The organism is Candidatus Cardinium sp. TP (genome assembly GCF_025215055.1).
GTDB lineage: Bacteria > Bacteroidota > Bacteroidia > Cytophagales > Amoebophilaceae > Cardinium.
On the sequence record NZ_JANAVR010000007.1, the window covers coordinates 1 to 19,423 of the forward strand.

12 protein-coding genes, 1 rRNA gene and 1 pseudogene are annotated in these 19,423 nt (G+C 39.6%); 5 read left to right on the forward strand and 9 right to left on the reverse strand.

The genetic code is table 11. The annotated features are described in order from the left end of the window. Nucleotides 1-386: 386 nt before the first annotated feature. From tsaE to topA, 3 genes are all read right to left on the reverse strand, one after another. Nucleotides 387-821: a tRNA (adenosine(37)-N6)-threonylcarbamoyltransferase complex ATPase subunit type 1 TsaE gene (tsaE, locus tag NLX65_RS01820; RefSeq protein WP_260536557.1), complete on the reverse strand. Its 435-nt coding sequence runs from the start codon at nt 819-821 to the stop codon at nt 387-389. Nucleotides 822-836: 15 nt separating this feature from the next. Next, nucleotides 837-3,008, reverse strand: a complete 2,172-nt coding sequence (locus NLX65_RS01825; RefSeq protein ID WP_260536559.1) for a MutS-related protein — start codon at nt 3,006-3,008, stop codon at nt 837-839. Nucleotides 3,009-3,132: 124 nt separating this feature from the next. Next, a complete protein-coding gene (gene topA / locus NLX65_RS01830) occupies nt 3,133-5,454 on the reverse strand; it encodes a type I DNA topoisomerase (protein WP_260536561.1) in 2,322 nt (773 codons plus the stop codon). Nucleotides 5,455-6,245: 791 nt separating this feature from the next. Between topA and NLX65_RS01835 the strand changes: the two are divergent. From NLX65_RS01835 to NLX65_RS01850, 4 genes and pseudogenes are all read left to right on the forward strand, one after another. Beyond that, a pseudogene (locus NLX65_RS01835) lies at nt 6,246-7,159 on the forward strand (AAA family ATPase). Nucleotides 7,160-7,247: 88 nt separating this feature from the next. Next, entirely contained in the window at nt 7,248-7,427 is a 180-nt protein-coding gene (locus NLX65_RS01840) for a hypothetical protein (RefSeq protein ID WP_260536563.1), read from the forward strand. Between the two features lie 186 nt (nt 7,428-7,613). Then, nucleotides 7,614-7,844: a PD-(D/E)XK nuclease domain-containing protein gene (locus NLX65_RS01845; RefSeq protein WP_445083370.1), complete on the forward strand. Its 231-nt coding sequence runs from the start codon at nt 7,614-7,616 to the stop codon at nt 7,842-7,844. Between the two features lie 513 nt (nt 7,845-8,357). Beyond that, nucleotides 8,358-9,882, forward strand: a 16S ribosomal RNA gene (locus NLX65_RS01850). An 881-nt stretch (nt 9,883-10,763) separates the two neighbouring features. Here the strand turns inward: NLX65_RS01850 and NLX65_RS01855 are convergent. Next, nucleotides 10,764-11,264, reverse strand: coding sequence for a DUF6314 family protein (locus NLX65_RS01855; protein WP_260536565.1), 501 nt, complete (start codon nt 11,262-11,264; stop codon nt 10,764-10,766). Between the two features lie 5 nt (nt 11,265-11,269). Then, nucleotides 11,270-12,217, reverse strand: coding sequence for an acetyl-CoA carboxylase carboxyltransferase subunit alpha (locus NLX65_RS01860; protein WP_260536567.1), 948 nt, complete (start codon nt 12,215-12,217; stop codon nt 11,270-11,272). Between the two features lie 182 nt (nt 12,218-12,399). Here NLX65_RS01860 and ileS point away from each other — a divergent pair, with 182 nt between their 5' ends. Continuing rightward, a complete protein-coding gene (gene ileS, locus NLX65_RS01865) occupies nt 12,400-15,669 on the forward strand; it encodes an isoleucine--tRNA ligase (protein WP_260536569.1) in 3,270 nt (1,089 codons plus the stop codon). An 860-nt stretch (nt 15,670-16,529) separates the two neighbouring features. Here the strand turns inward: ileS and NLX65_RS01870 are convergent. From NLX65_RS01870 to trmB, 4 genes are all read right to left on the reverse strand, one after another. Further along, nucleotides 16,530-17,105 carry an energy-coupling factor transporter transmembrane component T family protein gene (locus NLX65_RS01870; protein ID WP_260536571.1) on the reverse strand — a complete coding sequence of 192 codons (576 nt, stop codon included), beginning with the start codon at nt 17,103-17,105 and terminating at the stop codon, nt 16,530-16,532. After that, on the reverse strand, nt 17,098-17,790 hold the full coding sequence (locus NLX65_RS01875; RefSeq protein WP_260536573.1) for an energy-coupling factor ABC transporter ATP-binding protein: 693 nt from the start codon (nt 17,788-17,790) through the stop codon (nt 17,098-17,100). Before NLX65_RS01875 ends, NLX65_RS01870 begins: the two co-directional genes overlap by 8 nt. Nucleotides 17,791-17,815: 25 nt before the next feature. After that, on the reverse strand, nt 17,816-18,349 hold the full coding sequence (locus NLX65_RS01880; RefSeq protein ID WP_260536575.1) for a biotin transporter BioY: 534 nt from the start codon (nt 18,347-18,349) through the stop codon (nt 17,816-17,818). A 411-nt stretch (nt 18,350-18,760) separates the two neighbouring features. Beyond that, entirely contained in the window at nt 18,761-19,414 is a 654-nt protein-coding gene (gene trmB / locus NLX65_RS01885) for a tRNA (guanosine(46)-N7)-methyltransferase TrmB (RefSeq protein WP_260536577.1), read from the reverse strand. Nucleotides 19,415-19,423: the final 9 nt, after the last annotated feature.

Consider the following 19,423-nt stretch of genomic DNA (forward strand, 5'->3'; position numbering starts at 1 on the left):
CCTAATGTTTTAGCTAGTTCCAATAACCCTAATTTAGGCTTGATAATTTTTTGATGTAAGTTCATAGTAGTTAAGATTTATATCATCATAATTTAACAATTGTCAGATTAAATCCTAACTACTACAGTTATAGATCTATCAAGTATATAGACCGCTGCATGAAATTGACAGATATAAAGGGTCGTGGCTTGTATCAAGTTTAGGGGCTCGTCCCTCAATTGCAGTAGACTCTAAAATCAACTATAAATTCTATGTGAAGGTAAAGACTACAGATAGGTTTGGTAATCCAGATGCTAATCCAGATTTTCTACATTGGCGTGAGCTAAGGGCGTTTGATGAAGAGGGGGATGCGCTACCTCAATAAGCTGCAGTGTCGCAATTATAACCTAGGGAAGGTCATTCCATGCAGTGTGCGTACAAATCAGATTTCTAGTGGTAGGTGTCTCTATTTCTATGGTAATCAAGAAATGATGAACAGGTAAAATGGGTTTGATTTTTGAGGGCCACTCTATAAAACAATAGCAGCCGGAAGCAAAATAACTTTCAAAGTCTAATGCAATGGCCTCCTCTATATGCATCAGTCGGTAACAATCAAAGTGGTAAATAGGCCTGTGGTCTATCGTTTCATATTCATTAATAATGGGGAAAGTGGGACTGTTGACCATAGTAGTAGTGTGTAGCATCCCACAAACTTCCTTAATCAATGTGGTTTTACCAGATCCCATAGGGCCTTCAAGTAGCCATATCCTATTATCACCGGCATAGCTTAGCAATTGATCAGCTATAGTTTTGCGTTCCTCCCAAGAACTTTTTAAGATCATGTAGTGACTCTATATTTAACGTTTCTTTTTCTTCTTGCCTTGAAGGTACTTTAATAAAGGCCACTTTTGAGGATTTTGAACAATGCTTTCCGCTTCTTGCAATAATGTTGCATCATATCCTTCCTGTGCTAATATTTTTAAAGCGATGGTTTGGTCTGCCTCACCTGGTACAACTTTATAGGTATAGTGTAGCTTTTGATCAGGTTTTTCCTCTATAAAAACTTTAAAGTTTCTAATCCCTCTATCCTTAAATTTATTGGTTAGGTTCATTAAAATAGGGTAATGCGTGGAGACAATATGGAGTGCATTAGGGTATTTGGCTATAGCAGCTAGTATGCTATAAGCTGCTGCACTAGCCTCAACTGGATTCGTACGGGCAAAGGGTTCATCAGAGATGGTAAAAATAAACTCATCTGGTTGTGTCTGTTCGAGCATATGCATGTACTGTTGCATACGTGCCACCTCTACCATAAAAAGAGAGGCGCCACAGGTAATATCGTCTCTAACCTCAATATAGGTATTGATTTTATTAAAAGGAGTAATAACCGCACTTTTGGCAGCTGCAATCCCAAATGTTTGGCTGAGTAGTATACTACTGGCTACGCCACAAATGTAAGAGGACTTCCCCCCTGCGTTTGGCCCACAAAGGATCATATTACGGGTCCTATCTGAATCTAGGTCTACATTATTGTCTACAACGGTTGCAGGATTCAGCATGGGATTCCACATAGCCTCTAACTGTATGAATGGTGATTTTTGTTTGGAACGATCTAAAAATTTAGTAAACGTATAACAGTGTCCTGGAAAAGTTCTTTTGGCTTCCTGTATCAAAGTAGCAATCCCTATAAAGCTATCTAATTGACCTAAGGCATACATAGCAGGTTTTAAGCAATCTTTGTGTTCTGTAAATAAGTTGTATGTAGCCAATAATTTCCCACTATTCCCACGCATATAGGACCAATTGGTTAGGTTCATGTCCAAAAGATTACGAACCATGATCCCTAGTTCACTGGATTCATTCCGTTGGCCCAATAGGGCTCTTATTGCGCTTAAGGAAGGTCCGTAATGGGCTTCTAATGCTGGATGTTCTGTTACAATAGTGCTTAACTGTTGCATGGTTTGCATAAAAACTTGGACATCTCGCATGCGATCAGCCAAGTTGCTGAAAATAGCGCTATATTCTTGGTAACTTTTTACACCACAATATCCCCGCCATATAGCTGCTGCATGCGTAGCTGTCACACCTAGGAAAGGCAAAAGCGATGGATTTCCATTGGTTCGATTATAATTATCAATAACAGACCAAATAGATACAATAGGCACAAATAAAGGAAAGGTTGCATAGCTACTGCTTCTACTACCTTGGACAAACCCCCCTTTTGAAATAGAGGTGAGCCAGTGAGTAGCTTCGCACCAAAATAAACCCAATACCGGGAGTGCAACAAACTCGCCATATATATCTAAAAGATTCCTGAAAAAAATCCGAATATTAAGCTTGCGCGCTATTTTATTTGTAGCCACATTGTTTGAAAGGAACCGTTTATGCATATAATCCTTATAGGCGTGGGTATAAAGGGGATCTGTATGGGCCCATAAAGAAAGGAAACTTTGTTCTACCTTGCGGTAGGCTTCCAAAGATTGCTTTAAAGCTGCTAAACACGTTGCGTCTTCCAACAATGCCTGTAAGGTGCGTTGACGGTTGCATAGTGTGGCTATATCAGGGGTTGGGGTTACTAAGAGGGTCGCTAATGCACATTCACCTAGTACAGTAGTGGTTCTGTTGATCCGTGATAAGAAATGGTGCGCTGGATCACTAGCTCCACCAGAAAAAAGCATTAAATCTCTCCATACATTATTGTTCAGTATACCTCTACTTTTTGATGGGATATTTGGATCAATATCAGAAAATATAGTACGTAGTACTACCTTACGTTGCGTGCTTGGCGCTAATGGTATCTTCTTTACTTTTGGCGTGGCCTCTTGCTTGCTCGTTAAAGGCACTGGTGCAGAAGAGGGAGGCGTGATGGGGAAAGATTTTAGGTAATGACGTGAAATCTTTGCAGTAACCGATTCATGATCTTCATGCACTGTTGCTGGACGGGCCCATACCCAGCTGCTACACATCAAACTCAAGGATAGGGTAAAGCAAAATATACTTATAGTGGTGCGGTTGCTATTGCGTCTCATAATGGCTAAAAATATAAAATTTATTTTTGAATTTTTAAAAAAAAATCAGTTTGTTCCCTTTGCGATACCGGCTAATATAAGGCTTTATTCATTTAATAAATACAATCACTACTGCATGTATAGGTTATGGTGCCTTTTTTAGGTTTTTTGATTTTACATTGTTTTCCAAAATATTTAAACATTCCGCCAAACTGAGTAGGGTAGGGTCTGCAATATCTTTAGGGATACGGGCATGGTTTTTGCCATTTTTAATATACGGTCCCCATCTGCCATGTAAAATCTGTATCGCTGGATCTTCAGGGAAAGCTTTAATCAACTTTTCTGCATCTGCTTTCCTTTTGGCTTCAATAATAGCTATTGCACCTTGTTCATGAATAGTGAATGGGTCCTCTGCTTTTGGTATGGAATAAAAAAGAGCGCCATGTTTAATATATGCGCCAAATCTACCTATGTTGATCAACAATGGTAATGTTTCAAACGTTCCAACTGTACGCGGTAGCTTAAAAAGTTCCAAAGCTTCTTCTAATGTAATCGTTTCCATGCGCTGATTGGCCCGGAGCCCTGCAAAACGTGGTGCTTCCACACGTCCATCTGCTTCAATGCCTAATTGAACCAATGGCCCATATTTACCCAACCGGACGATTAATGAAGCATTGGTGGCTGGATCTTTTCCTAAAAGTCTTGTGTAGTTGATCGTTGATCGCTCTATTCCAGCAGTAGCTTGCACTTTAGGATAAAAACCACTATAGAATTCACTTAACATTTGGTTCCAAATCTTAGTACCTTGTGCAATCTTATCCAGCTCTTTCTCCACTTGTGCGGTAAAATTATAATCGGTTACATCAGAAAAGTGTTGAACCAAAAAGTCATTGACCACTGCAGCCATATCAGTTGGAAAGAGTTTTTGTTTCTCTGCACGAACGATTTCAGTTAGCGTTTCTGGCCGTATGAGGTTGTTTTCTAGCGTTAATAACTTATAGACGCGTGGAAAACCTTCACGAGACTCCAGCTTAATGTATCCTCTTTTCTGAATAGTGGCAATAATAGGTGCATAGGTAGATGGACGCCCGATTTCCCTTTCCTCTAAATCTCGCACCAAAGTAGCTTCAGTATACCGAGCAGGTGGATTCGTGAACCGTTCTCTAGCCAACATTTTCTCTAAGCAAAGCTCTTGGCCTATATGGAGTGGTGGCAACATCCCTTTGGTCTCATCTGACCCCTCTTCATCCACTTGGTCTCGTGCATAAGCCTTTAGAAAACCTTCAAACTTTAATACTTCTCCTGTTGCGATCAGTGGCTGATCTGTTGTAGAGATTTGAATGGTTGCGGTCGTTTTTTCTATTTGTGCATCGGCCATATGAGCGGCCATTGCTCTACGCCAAATCAGCTCATAGAGCCGTTGCTCATCTTTATGGCTACTGGCTACCTTTACTGAAAAATCTGTAGGTCGTATCGCTTCATGCGCTTCTTGTGCAGTGGATGATTTAGTGGTATAGCTTCTAGCTTGAAAATAGGCGGTTCCGTAAGTAGTTGAAACCATTTCTGATATGTTTTGTATCGCCCCTTGTGAAAGATTTACAGAGTCAGTTCTCATATAAGAAATCTTACCTGTTTCATAGAGTTGTTGCGCCAATACCATCGTACGGTTCACAGAATAGCCCAGTTTTCTACTTGCCTCTTGCTGTAAGGTAGAGGTAGTAAAAGGAGGGGAAGGGGACCGCTTTAATGCTTTTGTATCCAATCCTTTAATCGAGAAGGCTGCTCCTTTGCATTTTTCTAAGAATGCACAAGCATCTTCTTCCGTTTTAAACTTCTTTGCACCATCTGCTTTCAGTATTTGCCCTGTTGGTAAGATAAAAAAGGCAGTCACCGCAAAACTAGAAGTGGAAACAAAACGATCAATGGCCCTTTCTCGTTCTACTACCATTCGGACTGCAACAGATTGGACCCGGCCTGCAGAAAGGCCTGGTTTAATCTTTTTCCACAATAATGGAGATAGATCATAGCCAACGAGTCTGTCTAACACGCGCCTGGCTTGCTGTGAGTCGACTAATGCTAAGTCGATGGTACGTGGCTGCTTCAATGCGTTCAATACAGCCATTTTGGTAATCTCTCTAAAGACAATGCGTTGTACCTTATCATCCCGTAACTCCAGTGCTTCTTTTAAGTGCCACGAAATAGATTCGCCTTCTCGGTCATCATCGCTGGCTAAATAAACACAATCAGAGCTATGAGCCAATTTTTTAAGCTGTTGTACCACCCGTTCTTTTCCAGGGCTGATTTCATAACTAGGCAAAAAACCTTGTTCAATGTTAATGGCATGATTGCCCTTAATAAGGTCCCTGATATGTCCATTCGAAGAGGCGACTTGATAGCTACTGCCTAGGTAACGCTCAATCGTTTTCGCTTTTGCAGGTGACTCAACAATAACGAGATGTTTTGCCATAGAGATTTTCGTTATAATATAGATTGTTATCTAACAACATGATGCTAGAACTATAAATTAAATATAAAGGTTAGGCAAGCGTTAACTTATTTTGAGTATTGCTTTCGCTTCATCCTATTGGGTTATCTTATAACTTAGCTTGCTACCAATTTACAAATGGTTGTTTGATTATACCATATCATAGTTGCTAAATAAGTTAAAATGTTTCACATAATTTGTCGTTATTCAGACCCTGTAGTAGTTCTACCCATATTACGATCAGCAAGTTGAAGCAGTGAAACTGCTTCAACTGAATGTTGCTTTAGCTACTTTGCATTAATCTATTGAATTTTTTAAAAATAGCTTTGCTACGGAAACATCTTCAATAAGAATTGGTTTTTTTGCTAAAAACAAATGGTCTATAATAATCTATTAGCCTATATAGGCTTTTATTTTGGTGTGAACAGGTCAATTTAATGCTAAGGTATGGCAAAAAAAAATGCGCAATGGGTCACTAGCTACCCCTAAGGAAATAGCCTATATCGAAAATGCAGTTAAACTGTATACCACCCATTTTAGACTATATGAGACCATAGGGCCAAGCCTCAGTATATTCTAACCAAATAGGGAACAACAGTGGCTAAGCGAGCTAGTGTACCAAAAACGAATACGCTTCGGTAGTACCAGTAAGACCATTCCTATCCTAAAGTAGGACCTGTTATTGTTATGTAGGGTCATTTTAGTCTATTTTTAGGTAGACCATCCCTCTAGATATCTTTTAATAAGGGAAAGAAACTCAGAAATATAAAATTATGCGTAAGATAGGTGCACTACCTATTGGATACTCAGATGTTAAATCAGTCATTGAAACAGGCTACTACGTAGATAAAACAAAATATGCACAAGCGTTAATAGAAAAAAGAAATCCGATTTTCATAGCCCGTCCTAGGCGATTTGGTAAGTCTTTGTTTATCGATACACTGGATACATATGTAGAGGAGAGAAAGAAATTTTTAAAGATTATCATATAGCTAGGCCAGAAAATGAGTATACATGGAAGAAATATCCTATAATCAAAATAGATTTTTCAGGAGTATCTAATAACGTACCTGAAGAACTAAGCACATCTATTAAAATGGTACTAAAAGAGATAGCTCTTTCATATAACGTAAAAATAGAAGATGCTACTGTTAAAGACACACTGCGTAGTCTAGTGCTACAACTCATAAATCTACAATGTACTGTAGAAAACAAGGGAAATATATAATCTGTTTATGAACCTAAACTAGTAGTCCTTATAGATGAATACGATTCGCCTATTGTTCATCTAACAAAAGGCTCAGACCTAGAAAAAGCTAATATAAAAGTCATGAAAGATTTCTTCATGACCTTAAAATCACTTAACAAGTTCTTTCAGCTTACCTTTATGACTGGTGTAAGCAAATTTAGTTTATCGGATGTATTCTCAGAGGCTAATCATTTAAAAGATATTACCATTGACGCATCTGCTGATGCTATGTTTGGATATACACAACAAGAAATAACGCAGGTTTTTTTAAACAATCTAGTAGATATTGCTGCAAAATGGAATAAAAAAGAAAATAAAAAAATAACTGAATCAGAAGTAATGAGCCGCATGGCAACTTATTACAATGGATATAAGTTTTATGAAGATGGAGTTAGTGTATATAACCCTTGGGTCTACCCTAAGATTTTTAGATTCTAGTAAACTAGAAGACTACTGGTATGAGTCGGGTAGCCCAACCATACTCATTAATCAGATGTTAGCAGATCCGGATAGATTTGACCTTAACATGGCTAACCTCCAAATAGAAGCTACTAGAGATGATCTAATGTATACAGAAAGCAGCCATGAGATTAGTTTAAAGTCTCTGATGTTTCAAACCGGCTATCTAACCATTGATTATTATGATGAATCTACTGGTCTATATACTTTAAAGTTTCCTAATAAAGAAATAGAAGCTTCTTTTTAGAAAAGTATAAAATCCAGTTTAGAAAAGAGCGTAAAAGATTATTTCATACAAGAGCCAGATAAGATTAGAAGTGCATTAGCTGGCAAAAAGATTAAAACTTTTATAGATAGCATCAATACAGCCTTTGCAACACTTCCTTATTATATCGATACCAAACAAGAGAAACAGTACCACAGCAATTTACATATGCTGCTGCAAGGACTGGTATTTCTAGGCGGTAGGAAAATGCAGCTGTATAGTGAATCTCTCTCCAGTACAGGTAGATCAGATATCGTTTTAGAATTAGAATCAGCCATTTACATTATAGAAATCAAGTATATATCCAGCGGAAAAATAGCCTTAGAACAAATTAAAGCAAACGGGTATTATAAGCCTTACTTACTCAGACAAAAGGTCCATTATACTACTAGGCATTAACTTCAATGAGGAAACCAGAATGATAGATAACTGGGCGTATGAAATACATGAGGAACATTTAGAAGAGTAGTTGGTTATTAAGCGTATCAAGGAGATGCTAGTGCGGTAAGCAAGCGCCTGGGTCATCAGGAGCCGCTTCTCCGGTCCATTAAACTAATGTGTGTCGCATCTTTAAGCTTATGCCCCTCGTTATTGTCTGCATGCATACCAAAAGCATCAAATGTAATTATTTAATTTTCTGATTATTAAGTGATTTATAAAATAAGTAAACTTTTTAATCGTTTATTTCTGCAAAGTGTATTGCAAATTATAAAAAAGTATGTACCTTTGTATCAGAGTTGATCAGAATGCATGAGTAGCCAAATAAAAGGTGATTCATTCAGTGCTCGTTTAACTTTAGTTCTTTGAAATAGATGTAGGTAAGAAACTCATTTAAGTAATGAGTGAGAGGGAAGTGTGTGACTCAAAAAATCATTCCTAGTTTTATCGTTAGGGATAACGTTTATAAATAATAGAAAGAAGAGTTTGATCCTGGCTCAGGATGAACGCTAGCGGCAGGCCTCATACATGCAAGTCGAGGGGCAGCGGGACACTTCGGTGTTGCCGGCGACCGGCGGACGGGTGCGTAATGCACATGCAATCTACTTTACACTGGGGAATAGCCTCCGGAAACGGGAATTAATACCCCATATAATCTTACTGGCGCATGTTAGAAAGATGAAAGCTCCGGCGGTGTAAAATGAGCGTGTGTCCTATTAGCTAGTTGGAGGGGTAATGGCTCACCAAGGCTACGATGGGTAGGGGTTCTTAGTGGAAGGTCCCCCACACTGGCACTGAGATACGGGCCAGACTCCTACGGGAGGCAGCAGTAGGGAATATTGGTCAATGGGCGCAAGCCTGAACCAGCCATGCCGCGTGCAGGATGAAGGCTCTATGAGTTGTAAACTGCTTTTGTACAGGAGCAAAAAAATCCCTGCGGGGGTTCTTGAGAGTACTGTAAGAATAAGCACCGGCTAATTCCGTGCCAGCAGCCGCGGTAATACGGAAGGTGCAAGCGTTATCCGGTTTTATTGGGTTTAAAGGGTGCGTAGGCGGCTTATTAAGTCAGTTGTGAAATCCTAGTGCTTAACGCTAGAACTGCGATTGATACTATTAGGCTTGAGTTAAGAAGAGGTAGGCAGAATTTATGGTGTAGTAGTGAAATGCTTAGATATCATAAGGAATACCAATAGCGTAGGCAGCTTACTGGTCTTTAACTGACGCTGAGGCACGAAAGCGTGGGGAGCAAACAGGATTAGATACCCTGGTAGTCCACGCCGTAAACGATGATCACTCGATATACATGATACTTCGTGTGTGTCTAAGCGAAAGCGTTAAGTGATCCACCTGGGGAGTATACTCGCAAGGGTGAAACTCAAAGGAATTGACGGGGGTCCGCACAAGCGGTGGAGTATGTGGTTTAATTCGATAATACGCGAGGAACCTTACCTGGGCTAGAATGTGTTTTGCTACCCCAAGAAATTGGGGGTTCCTTCGGGACGGAATACAAGGTGCTGCATGGCTGTCGTCAGCTCGTGCCGTGAGGTGTTGGGTTAAGTCCTATAACGAGCGAAACCCTTTTACTTAATTGCCAGCACGTAATGGTGGGGACTTTAAGTAGACTGCCCGTGTAAGCGGGAGGAAGGAGAGGACGAGGTCAAGTCATCATGGCCTTTATGCCCAGGGCTACACACGTACTACAATGGCATGTACAAAGGGAAGCTACTTGGTAACAAGATGCAAATCTTAAAAGCATGTCTCAGTTCGGATTGAGGTCTGCAATTCGACCTCATGAAGTTGGAATCGCTAGTAATCGCGTATCAGCAATGACGCGGTGAATACGTTCTCGGACCTTGTACACACCGCCCATCAAGCCATGGGAGTTGGTAGAGCTTGAAGACAGTGGCCGTAAAAGGAGCTGTTTAGTGTTAGGCCAGCGACTGGGGCTAAGTTGTAACAAGGTAGCCGTACCGGAAGGTGTGGCTGGAATATCTCTTTTATAGAGTAGGTACTACTCCCTCTCTTCTTACCGCATTTATTTTAAATTCTATTTCTATTTTTTCCTTGTCATTTGTTGATCAACCTATGAAAAATTGATCTATCTTGGTCTATTTTTATCTTATACGCATTCTTTAAATATTACTTTTTTTAATGACAATTCCTATTGTCTACGGCACACAAGTGGACTATTCCTATTCATAATTAGGAGTGATGCTATAATATATTTTTGAATGAATTTTGAAAATAAAATTTAATTTAAAAAAATAATTTATACATGACTGTTTGTTTTAGAAATATGTAATGCTAAAATGTAAGCGTGATATACATGCTTTGTTTATCGCTACTCTGAACAGACAATGGCGAAGACTTAAGAAGTATATTTTATTGACTGTCAAATAAATATTATTTTAATTGATAGTTACTTCAATGTAAAGCGCACATGTCCGCCGATAAAAAAGTATGTGTTCAGCGCGATGGTTTTTTGCGTCAAAAAAACCGCCCCCTCTAAAAAGTCGTGGTGTAGAAAGTGGCATCTTACAGATGATTTGGGAAAACAGTTTCCTTTGAAGCCCCAAAGGGGGCGTTTTCTGTTTTTCCATCTGTAGGATGACACTTTCAGCGACTTTTTGCCGAGGGCTTGATTTTTTTTGTCCACTTTTTTATCAAGAAAAAAGTGGGATAAAGTTCATCATTAACCAATGGCGAGAATAGATGCCTTTGATTGATAATCAATAAAATATATTCCTTAAGTTGACGCTAGTAGCGTGCATAGACACAACTAGCCATTCCTATATGCTAGAACAGATTTCCCCTATCTATGTACGACATTGGTTAGTAGTGCTACATATTTAATGTCATCACCTTTACGAAATAGACATTTCATACAATCAATCCATTTGCTATGGTTATGCCTAAAGCCGTTAGCGTTTTGTTAGGCATGCTGGTATATACACTTGTTATACGGTAACATTTTAATGGGCCATCAACTGTATAAATGATACGGAATCTATCCGTTTCAAAAATATAGTTTGATAGGTAGCTATCTCGCATACATACATATGCTCCATCTATTTGATCATTGCGTAGGTTCAATTTATACAATAAGCTTCCGTTATGAAGGTGTTTAGATAAAGATGCCTCAGCCATATCGTATCTATATTGATACTGCTGCTTACCTATATGTGTAGTATTTGATTGTAAATAGTGTATGGCAACTTTTTCTGAATATACAACTAAATTGGGCTTAGTTGCTGATGTTGTAAAAAGGCAGTAACCATGCGCTGTAGCATTTTGTTCCGGCATCTTTGCGGTTACATGCCTGGCTATTTTCCATATGCCTGGGAAAAAATCAAAAACTTGTTTTGCGGTTTTTGGCTGCATAGTGCTCAGCCAATCTTACCCATTGCACAGAACTTATCTGTGCGTTCTTGGAGTAGGGTGTCAATAGGTTTACTGGATAATTTTTCTAAATGATTGAGGATACTTTCCTTAATAAGCGCTGCTGCAGTGGGTAAATCCCTATGTGCGCCCCCCATTGGTTCCTTAATAAGGCCATCTATTAGACGAAACCTAGCCATGTCTTTAGCCGTTATTTGTAACATTTCTGCCGCCTGTTCTTTGTAATCCCAACTTTTCCAGAGAATAGAAGAACAAGATTCAGGTGTAATCACAGAATACCAGGTATGTTCTAACATCAGTACATAGTCACCTATTGCAATGCCTAACGCACCACCTGATGCACCCTCTCCAATCACAATGGATATAATCGGCACGCGTAATCCAAACATAGCTTGAATATTGCTGGCAATGGCTTCTGCTTGGCCACGTTCTTCTGCTTCCAGGCCTGGATAGGCACCAGGTGTATCTATAAAGGTAATAATTGGTTTGTTAAATTTTTCTGCCAAACGCATCAACCGCAATGCTTTACGGTATCCTTCTGGATTCGGCATACCAAAGTTACGCATTTGTCTCTCTTTCGTAGTTCTTCCCTTTTGGTGACCAATAAACATAATGGTTTGCCCATTGATGGTACCAAACCCACCAACCATAGCATGATCGTCCCTGGCAAAGCGGTCCCCATGTAATTCAATAAAATTTTCCGTAATCTGTTGGATGTAGTCAAGTGTATAAGGCCTATTTGGATGGCGCGCCAGTTGAACCCGTTGCCACCGGGTTAGATTTTGAAAGGTTCTCTTTTGTAATGCTTGTATGTCACCAGCTAATTTAGCAATAGCGGCCATAAGCGCTGGTTCATTTTCTGCTTTAGCAGATGCTTGCATCTTAGCAAGCTTTTCTTCAAGCTTAACAATCGGTTTTTCAAAATCTAATAGCATACAATAGCAATTTGGTAAAGTGCGTGCCAGCACTGCTTGTAACAAATCTAATGCTTTTTTAGCATAACCTAACTCAGATTTGGTGTAGCTGATCGATGATTGATGTATTTACATATAACTTTTTCATTAAATTGCGAATTGTAGTATTTAAAAATTATAGATATCATTTGGTAGGCATAGAGATGAAAAGATATAAAACGCAACCGCAGCTCAACTTATTAAAGGTTGCGCAAGAAATCGAACTTTTTTGGGACGCACAAGAAACATTTGTCCGTTCTATCCAACAGCGTGAAGTCGGTACGCCTTTTGTTTTTTTTGAAGGTCCCCCTTCAGCCAATGGTGCGCCGGGTGTACACCATATTTTATCCATGACGGTTAAGGATCTTTTTACTAGGTATAAGACCATGCAGGGGTACTATGTACGTCGTAAGAGTGGTTGGGATACTCATGGTTTACCGGTAGAGCTGCAAGTAGAAAAGAAATTAGCCATTACCAAAGAAGATATTGGCAAAAAAATTAGTATTGTTGATTACAATCAGGCCTGTCGCTCAACGGTTATGGCCTATAAAAGCGCGTGGGAAGCGTTAAACAAACGGTTGGGTTACTGGAAAGACAACCTAAACCCTTACATCACCTATGAACGCGATTATATTGAGTCTGTTTGGTACTTGCTCAAGGCACTGTATAATAAAAAATTGCTCTATAAAGGGTATTCCATACAGCCTTACTCACCCCCTACGGGTGTAGGACTCAGTTCCCATGAATTAAACCAGCCTGGTTGTTATAAGCCTGTCAAAGACATTGCTATTGTAGCCCAATTTAAATCCACAGAAAATGAATACTTGCTCGCCTGGACGACTACTCCATGGACCCTTCCTGCCAATAGTGCCTTGGCGGTAGGGGCTACGATTCAGTATGTTAAAGTGGCGACCATTAACCCCTATACCCGCTTGCCTATTCAGGTAATCTTGGCTGAAGATGCCGTGCAACGTTTTTTTACAGGTGAACAGGCTAAGTGTATTGATGATCAATCTGATCATAGTATCCTGCCTTGGGAGATTGTGGCCCGTTATACAGGGGCAGATTTAGTAGGCTTACGGTATGAGCAACTTTTACCATATGTACAGCCTAAAGGAGAGGCGTTTAAAGTGGTTGCGGCTGATTTTGTAACCACTACAGAAGGTACGGGCATTGTACACATTGCACCTACCTTTGGTGCAGACGATTACCGCATTGCCCAAAAAGAAAATATTGCTGCGATTATGGTAACCAATGCAGCAGGCGAATCGGTTCCAATTGTAGATAGGAAAGGTCGTTTTGTACCAGAAATTACTGATTTTGCTGGACGTTATGTCAAAGCCGCCTATGAGGAAGATGCCACTTTACCTCCTGTAGATCTACTGATTGCGCGTAAACTCAAGCAAGAAAATAAGGCCTTTAAGGTGGAAAAATATGAACACAGTTATCCCCATTGTTGGCGTACACATAAACCTATTCTCTATTATCCACTCGATGCTTGGTTTATTAAAACAACCGCTTATAAGGAGCTATTGATTGAACTCAATGATACTATTCAATGGAAGCCTGCTGCTGTAGGGAAAGGTCGGTTTGGTAATTGGCTTGAGAATCTCGTGGATTGGAATCTAAGCCGCGAACGCTATTGGGGCACTCCGCTCCCTATATGGCGTACGGTTGATCAAAAAGAGGAAAAATGCATTAGTTCTATAGCGGAGTTAATGTTTGAAGTAGAGCAAGCCGTATTGGCTGGCTATATGAAAGAGCAGTTGCCAGCAGATATTGATTTACATCGTCCTTATGTAGATGATATTGTATTAGTCAGTAGCAATGGACTGCCTATGTATCGCGAAACCGCTGTGATAGATGTTTGGTTCGATTCTGGTGCTATGCCTTGTGCACAATGGCACTATCCATTTGAGAATCAAGAAATATTTGAAAAAGGGTTTCCTGCTGATTTTATTGCAGAGGGGGTAGATCAGACTAGGGGATGGTTTTTTACCTTGCATGTCATTGCTACCTTACTGTTTGAAATACCCGCTTTTAAAAATGTGGTAGTCAATGGGCTTGTATTGGACAAGTATGGCAATAAAATGTCTAAAAGTATAGGCAATACCATTGATCCAATGGAGCTATTGACCCAATATGGTCCAGATGCCATACGTTGGTATATGATTAGTAATGCCAATCCATGGGATAACTTAAAGTTTGATGCGGCAGGTGTAGCTGAAGCAGTACGTAAGTTTTTCATTACGCTCCACAGTACCTATAATTTTTTTGTGCTGTATGCCAATATAGATCAGTTCTTTTTTACTAAAAGTGTGGTAGCCCCTAGTGCTTTAGATGAAAGTGATCGGTGGATTATTTCCCGTTCCCATACACTCATTAAAACCGTAACACAAGCTTATGATCACTATGAGCCTACACTAGTGGCTAGGATGATTCAAGACTTTGTAGTAGATGATCTAAGCAACTGGTATGTACGACTGAATAGAAAAAGGTTTTGGAAAAATAGTCAGGATAGTAATAAAGAAGCTGCCTATCAGACCCTTTACCATTGTCTGATAACGGTTTCCAAGCTTATGGCACCTATAGCACCTTTTTATGCGGATTATCTCTACCAAGCATTGAATCAGGTTACCGAAAAAGAAAAGCATCACTCTGTACATTTAGTAGATTTTCCAATAGCAGAAGCCTTGGATCCAATCTTAGAAGCAGAGATGCGCCAAGTACAAAAAATTGTTTCCATGGCTCATGCTTTACGTAAAAAGCATAAAATTAAAGTTCGTCAACCTTTGCCTAGTATCCGCATTATAGGTCTCTTTGCTTCAACTGGATGGGCGCGTTTAGAAGCGTTGATTAAAGCAGAAATTAATGTCAAGCAAATCCATTATTTAGATGATACCCCTAATTTTAAAAAAGCCAAACCCAACTTTCCGCTTTTAGGCAAACGATATGGCCCTAAAATGAAACAGCTTAGTGAAGCTATTATAGCTTTAACACCAGCTGAAATTTATGCTTTAGAGCAAGGTCATATCCACCTATTGGATCTACACGGTGAGGCGATTCCATTGACTTTGTCAGATATATGGGTGGTGACAGAAGATATCCCCGGATGGTGTGTGGCTACAGAGGGTGAACTCACCATTGCCTTAGATACCACCTTGGATGATGCACTCCAAAAAGAAGGTATCGCGCGTGAATGGGTGCACCGCATTCAGCAATTACGTAAAACCCTAAATTTTGATATTCAAGATAATATAATCATTGATATTCAACAAAATAAGAATCTTATTAATCAAACTATTGCTGCCTATAAAGATTATATTTGTATGGAAACGCAGGCGGTACAATTACAATTTGTACCCGAGCTAGAAGGCGTTGAAGTGGATATAGAAGGGGTAGTGGTCGTGGTTCGGTTAACTAAAGTGGAATAAATCACATAGTGGCGTGGTTTATTTGGACAAATTTTGTCTCCGTTTAGGAACTGGCGTCAACTTGAGGGAGATATTTTGGTATGTGTTCAGCGCAGTGGGTTTTTGCGTTAAAAGAAGAACGTCCCTGAAAAAAGTCGCGGTGTAGAAAGTGTCATCTTACAGATGATTAGGAAAAACAGTTTCCTTTCAAGCCCCCAAAGGGGGCGGATTCTGTTTTTCCATCTGTAAGATGTCACTTTCAGCGGCTTTTTATCGAGGGCTTGATTTTTTGTCCACTTTTTTATCAAGAAAAAAGTGGGATAAAGTTCATTATTAACCAGTATCGTGAACAGATACATATTTTGTATCTGATCACGGAATGGCGTCAACTTAAGGACTATCTATTCTAACACAGCGATAGAAATGGCTCATGCGCATACGCCGCTGCTCATGTCCGTCAAGTTTTTTTATCGGCGGACATATGCGCCTTAACTTGACGAAATAGCAGCAAATATATCTATTCAATTCACGTATGTGTTCAGCGCAGTGGTTTTTTGCGTTAAAAGAAGAACGCCCCTGAAAAAAGTCGCGGTTTAGAAAGTGGCATTTTACAGATGATTAGGAAAAACAGTTTCCTTTCAAGCCCCCAAAGGGGGCGGATTCTGTTTTCCCATCTGTAAGATGTCACTTTCAGCGGCTTTTTACCGAGGGCTTGATTTTTTGTCCACTTTTTTATCAAGAAAAAAGTGGGATAAAATGCATCATTAACTAATGGCGCGAACAGATACGAAAAAAGTGGGATAAAATTTATTATTAACCAGTAACGTGAACATACGCATTTTCTAAGCTTAGTGATTATTTATTTATCAATGCTAATGATGTTATTCCCAGGAGCGGGCCGTTATAGCTGCTGCTATGTCATCTGCCATTTTGATGGTTTTTATAAGCGCAGGAATAAGTATCGCGATAAAATTTTTATCTATTCCTCTTGCTTTTTGCGCCATCTTTATTTCCTTGAAAGTATTATGAATCACTGGCATAAAACGTATGGCGAGTGCAACAGCAAGGCTAACCTTAGCAGGTTTTATCCCCACATATGCTAATGGGTTTAATAAAGTAGTTAATCCCTCAATGATATCTAAATAGGATGTGGTCAATAGGATCCATGAAGCAAACAGAATAATATTACAAGCTCTAAGTACAACCTTGATCCCATCTATCCATTCTCCCCAAAAGATATGCATCAAAAAACTCAGTATCAATAGGTAAAAGCAAGTGCCTATGGGCTTACATAGTTGATGATAAGAGATATGCATCAACCAACTTAAAGCAAGGGTGATGCTTAAGTTGATGAGGTAAAAGCGCCAATCATATAGCCTAAACGATAGACTGCTGACTAGTATCAGCAGTATTAATTTCCATCTAGGGGCTACCCTATAGCATTGTTGCTTATCCATTGTACAATTGGCTATATACCAACTTTTGATAGGCTTTTATAGCGGCAGAAGGGTGGCCATCTGCTACTAAGCATCCTCGTTCAAAAACCAGTACGCGGTCAAAATCAGCCAGCAGATCTAAGTCATGTGTGACCATGAGAATGGTTTGGGGGAGTTGGTCGATGACTTGAACTATTTTTTTCTTACTTTTTAGATCCAACAGTGTAGTTGGCTCATCCAATACAATATAGGTAGGCGCCATAACTAGAACAGAAAGAATGGCTAGTAGCTGTTTTTCACCTCCACTCAGCAGATGGGATTTGCTATATCTTAGGTGCCCCAAACCATAGGTAGTCAGCAAATCATGAATGGACTGATGCACCTGTTCTTTGCTATAACCGATATTTTTAAGCCCAAAGGCAATATCGTCTTCTACGATTGGAAAGATAATTTGATGATCAGGATTTTGAAAAATAAATCCTACATTGCGTCTAATAGCTTTGCCATTTTTACAAGTAGATAGGTGATCTATTTCTACTTTTCCTTCAGATGGAAGCTGTAGCCCATTGATGAGCCTAGCAAATGTACTTTTACCGCTGCCATTTGAACCTATAATGCCAATCCTTTTTTCATGTAATGTAACATTAATACCTTTTAAGGTATAAAAATGGTCAAAGGCAACACTTACATTTTCTATTTTTATCATCTTCTATCGTTGGTATGGCCTAACCTTACATCAAAGGATAGGTTCTTTTAATAACCATTGCAGTAGTAGCTGCAATCGTAGCTTTAATCATATCCCCTGGAATAAATATACAAGAAGATAAAAAAGCTTTGTAGAGCTGAACGTCAAATAGGATGCTAATCCACAATAGACCAAAAATGTAGAGCACCATGATGCCACCCAATAGGATGTATATAAAGGCCCAAGCTAAATTCAATCTATGCCAATTTATTTCAAATAATAAGCCAATCATATAGGCAGAAACGGGAAACCCAAGTATAAACCCACCAGATGGCCCCATGATCACACCTATTCCGCCATGTCCACCGGCCATAATAGGCAGTCCAGTGGCCATGATGGCTATAAATAACAGAGCGGCTAAAGCAGCTCGCTTAGCGCCTAAAATGCTACCTGCTAACATAGGGCCTAAAGATTGAGCGGTTATGGGCACTGGGGGTACGAATAATAGGGGAGGTATGACGGCTAATGCAGCAAATATGCCAGCAAATAGTGCAATGTATACGATATCTTTTGTCTCCATACGTGGTGCTATGGTTTGCGTTGCTAGATAGCTAAGGCGTATCTGTTCACGATACTGGTTAATAATGAATTTTATCCCACTTTTTTTTGATAAAAAAGTGGACAAAAAATCAAGCCCTCGGTAAAAAGCCGCTGAAAGTGACATCTTACAGATGGAAAAGCAGAATCCGCCCCCTTTGGGGGCTTCAAAAGCAACTGTTTTTCCTAATCATCTGTAAAATGCCACTTTCTAAACCGCGACTTTTTTCAGGGGCGTTCTTCTTTTAACGCAAAAAACCAGTGACTGGAACAGATACTTAATAAAAACCACTGCGCTGAACACATACGCTAAGGCAAATATAATAGATAAAATAGATGGTTGGTTGATTTTTTGCCAACTTTTTTTGGATAGAAAGGTAGGCATAACGATTTCTTATTTTAGTGTAAAGCATAGATAATGAATCTGAACCCCTTGTGCTATAAATCGCTTTTCATAGGTGGTTTGAATGCCAAAATGGTGATCTATTAAGGTAGAACCATATACATCCTTTGTATAGTCACATGGTGCGATCCCTTGCTGTTGGAGGACATCTAAGGTATAGTCCAACAGAAAGCTGCTATCGGTTTTTAAGTGCATACGCCCTCCTTGTATTGTTATTGCTTCATATAGTTTTAAAAAACGTGGGCTGGTGAGTCTACGTTTTATATCCCTGGTTTTAGGTCTAGGGTCTGGAAAAGTGAGCCACACTTCGGTTACTTCATCTTCTTGAAAAAAATCCAGTAGATGGGTGGCTTGCGCACGTAGAAAGGCAACATTTTTTAAATCATATGCTTTTGCTTCTTGTGCCCCTTTCCATAGCCGGTCTCCCTTGATATCAAGGCCTATAAAATTTCTTTCTGGAAATATTTTAGCCAATCCAATGGTATAGGCACCGTGGCCGCAACCAACTTCTAATGTAATTGGATGGTTGTTGTGAAAATACAAAGTATGCCATGCTCCTTTGATATGGTTATAGATGGCTTTTTCTGGTTCTATAAGCTGCGCCAACCCTTTATTGGCTGCAAAACGCTTGCGCTTCTGTCTCATAGTTTGAAT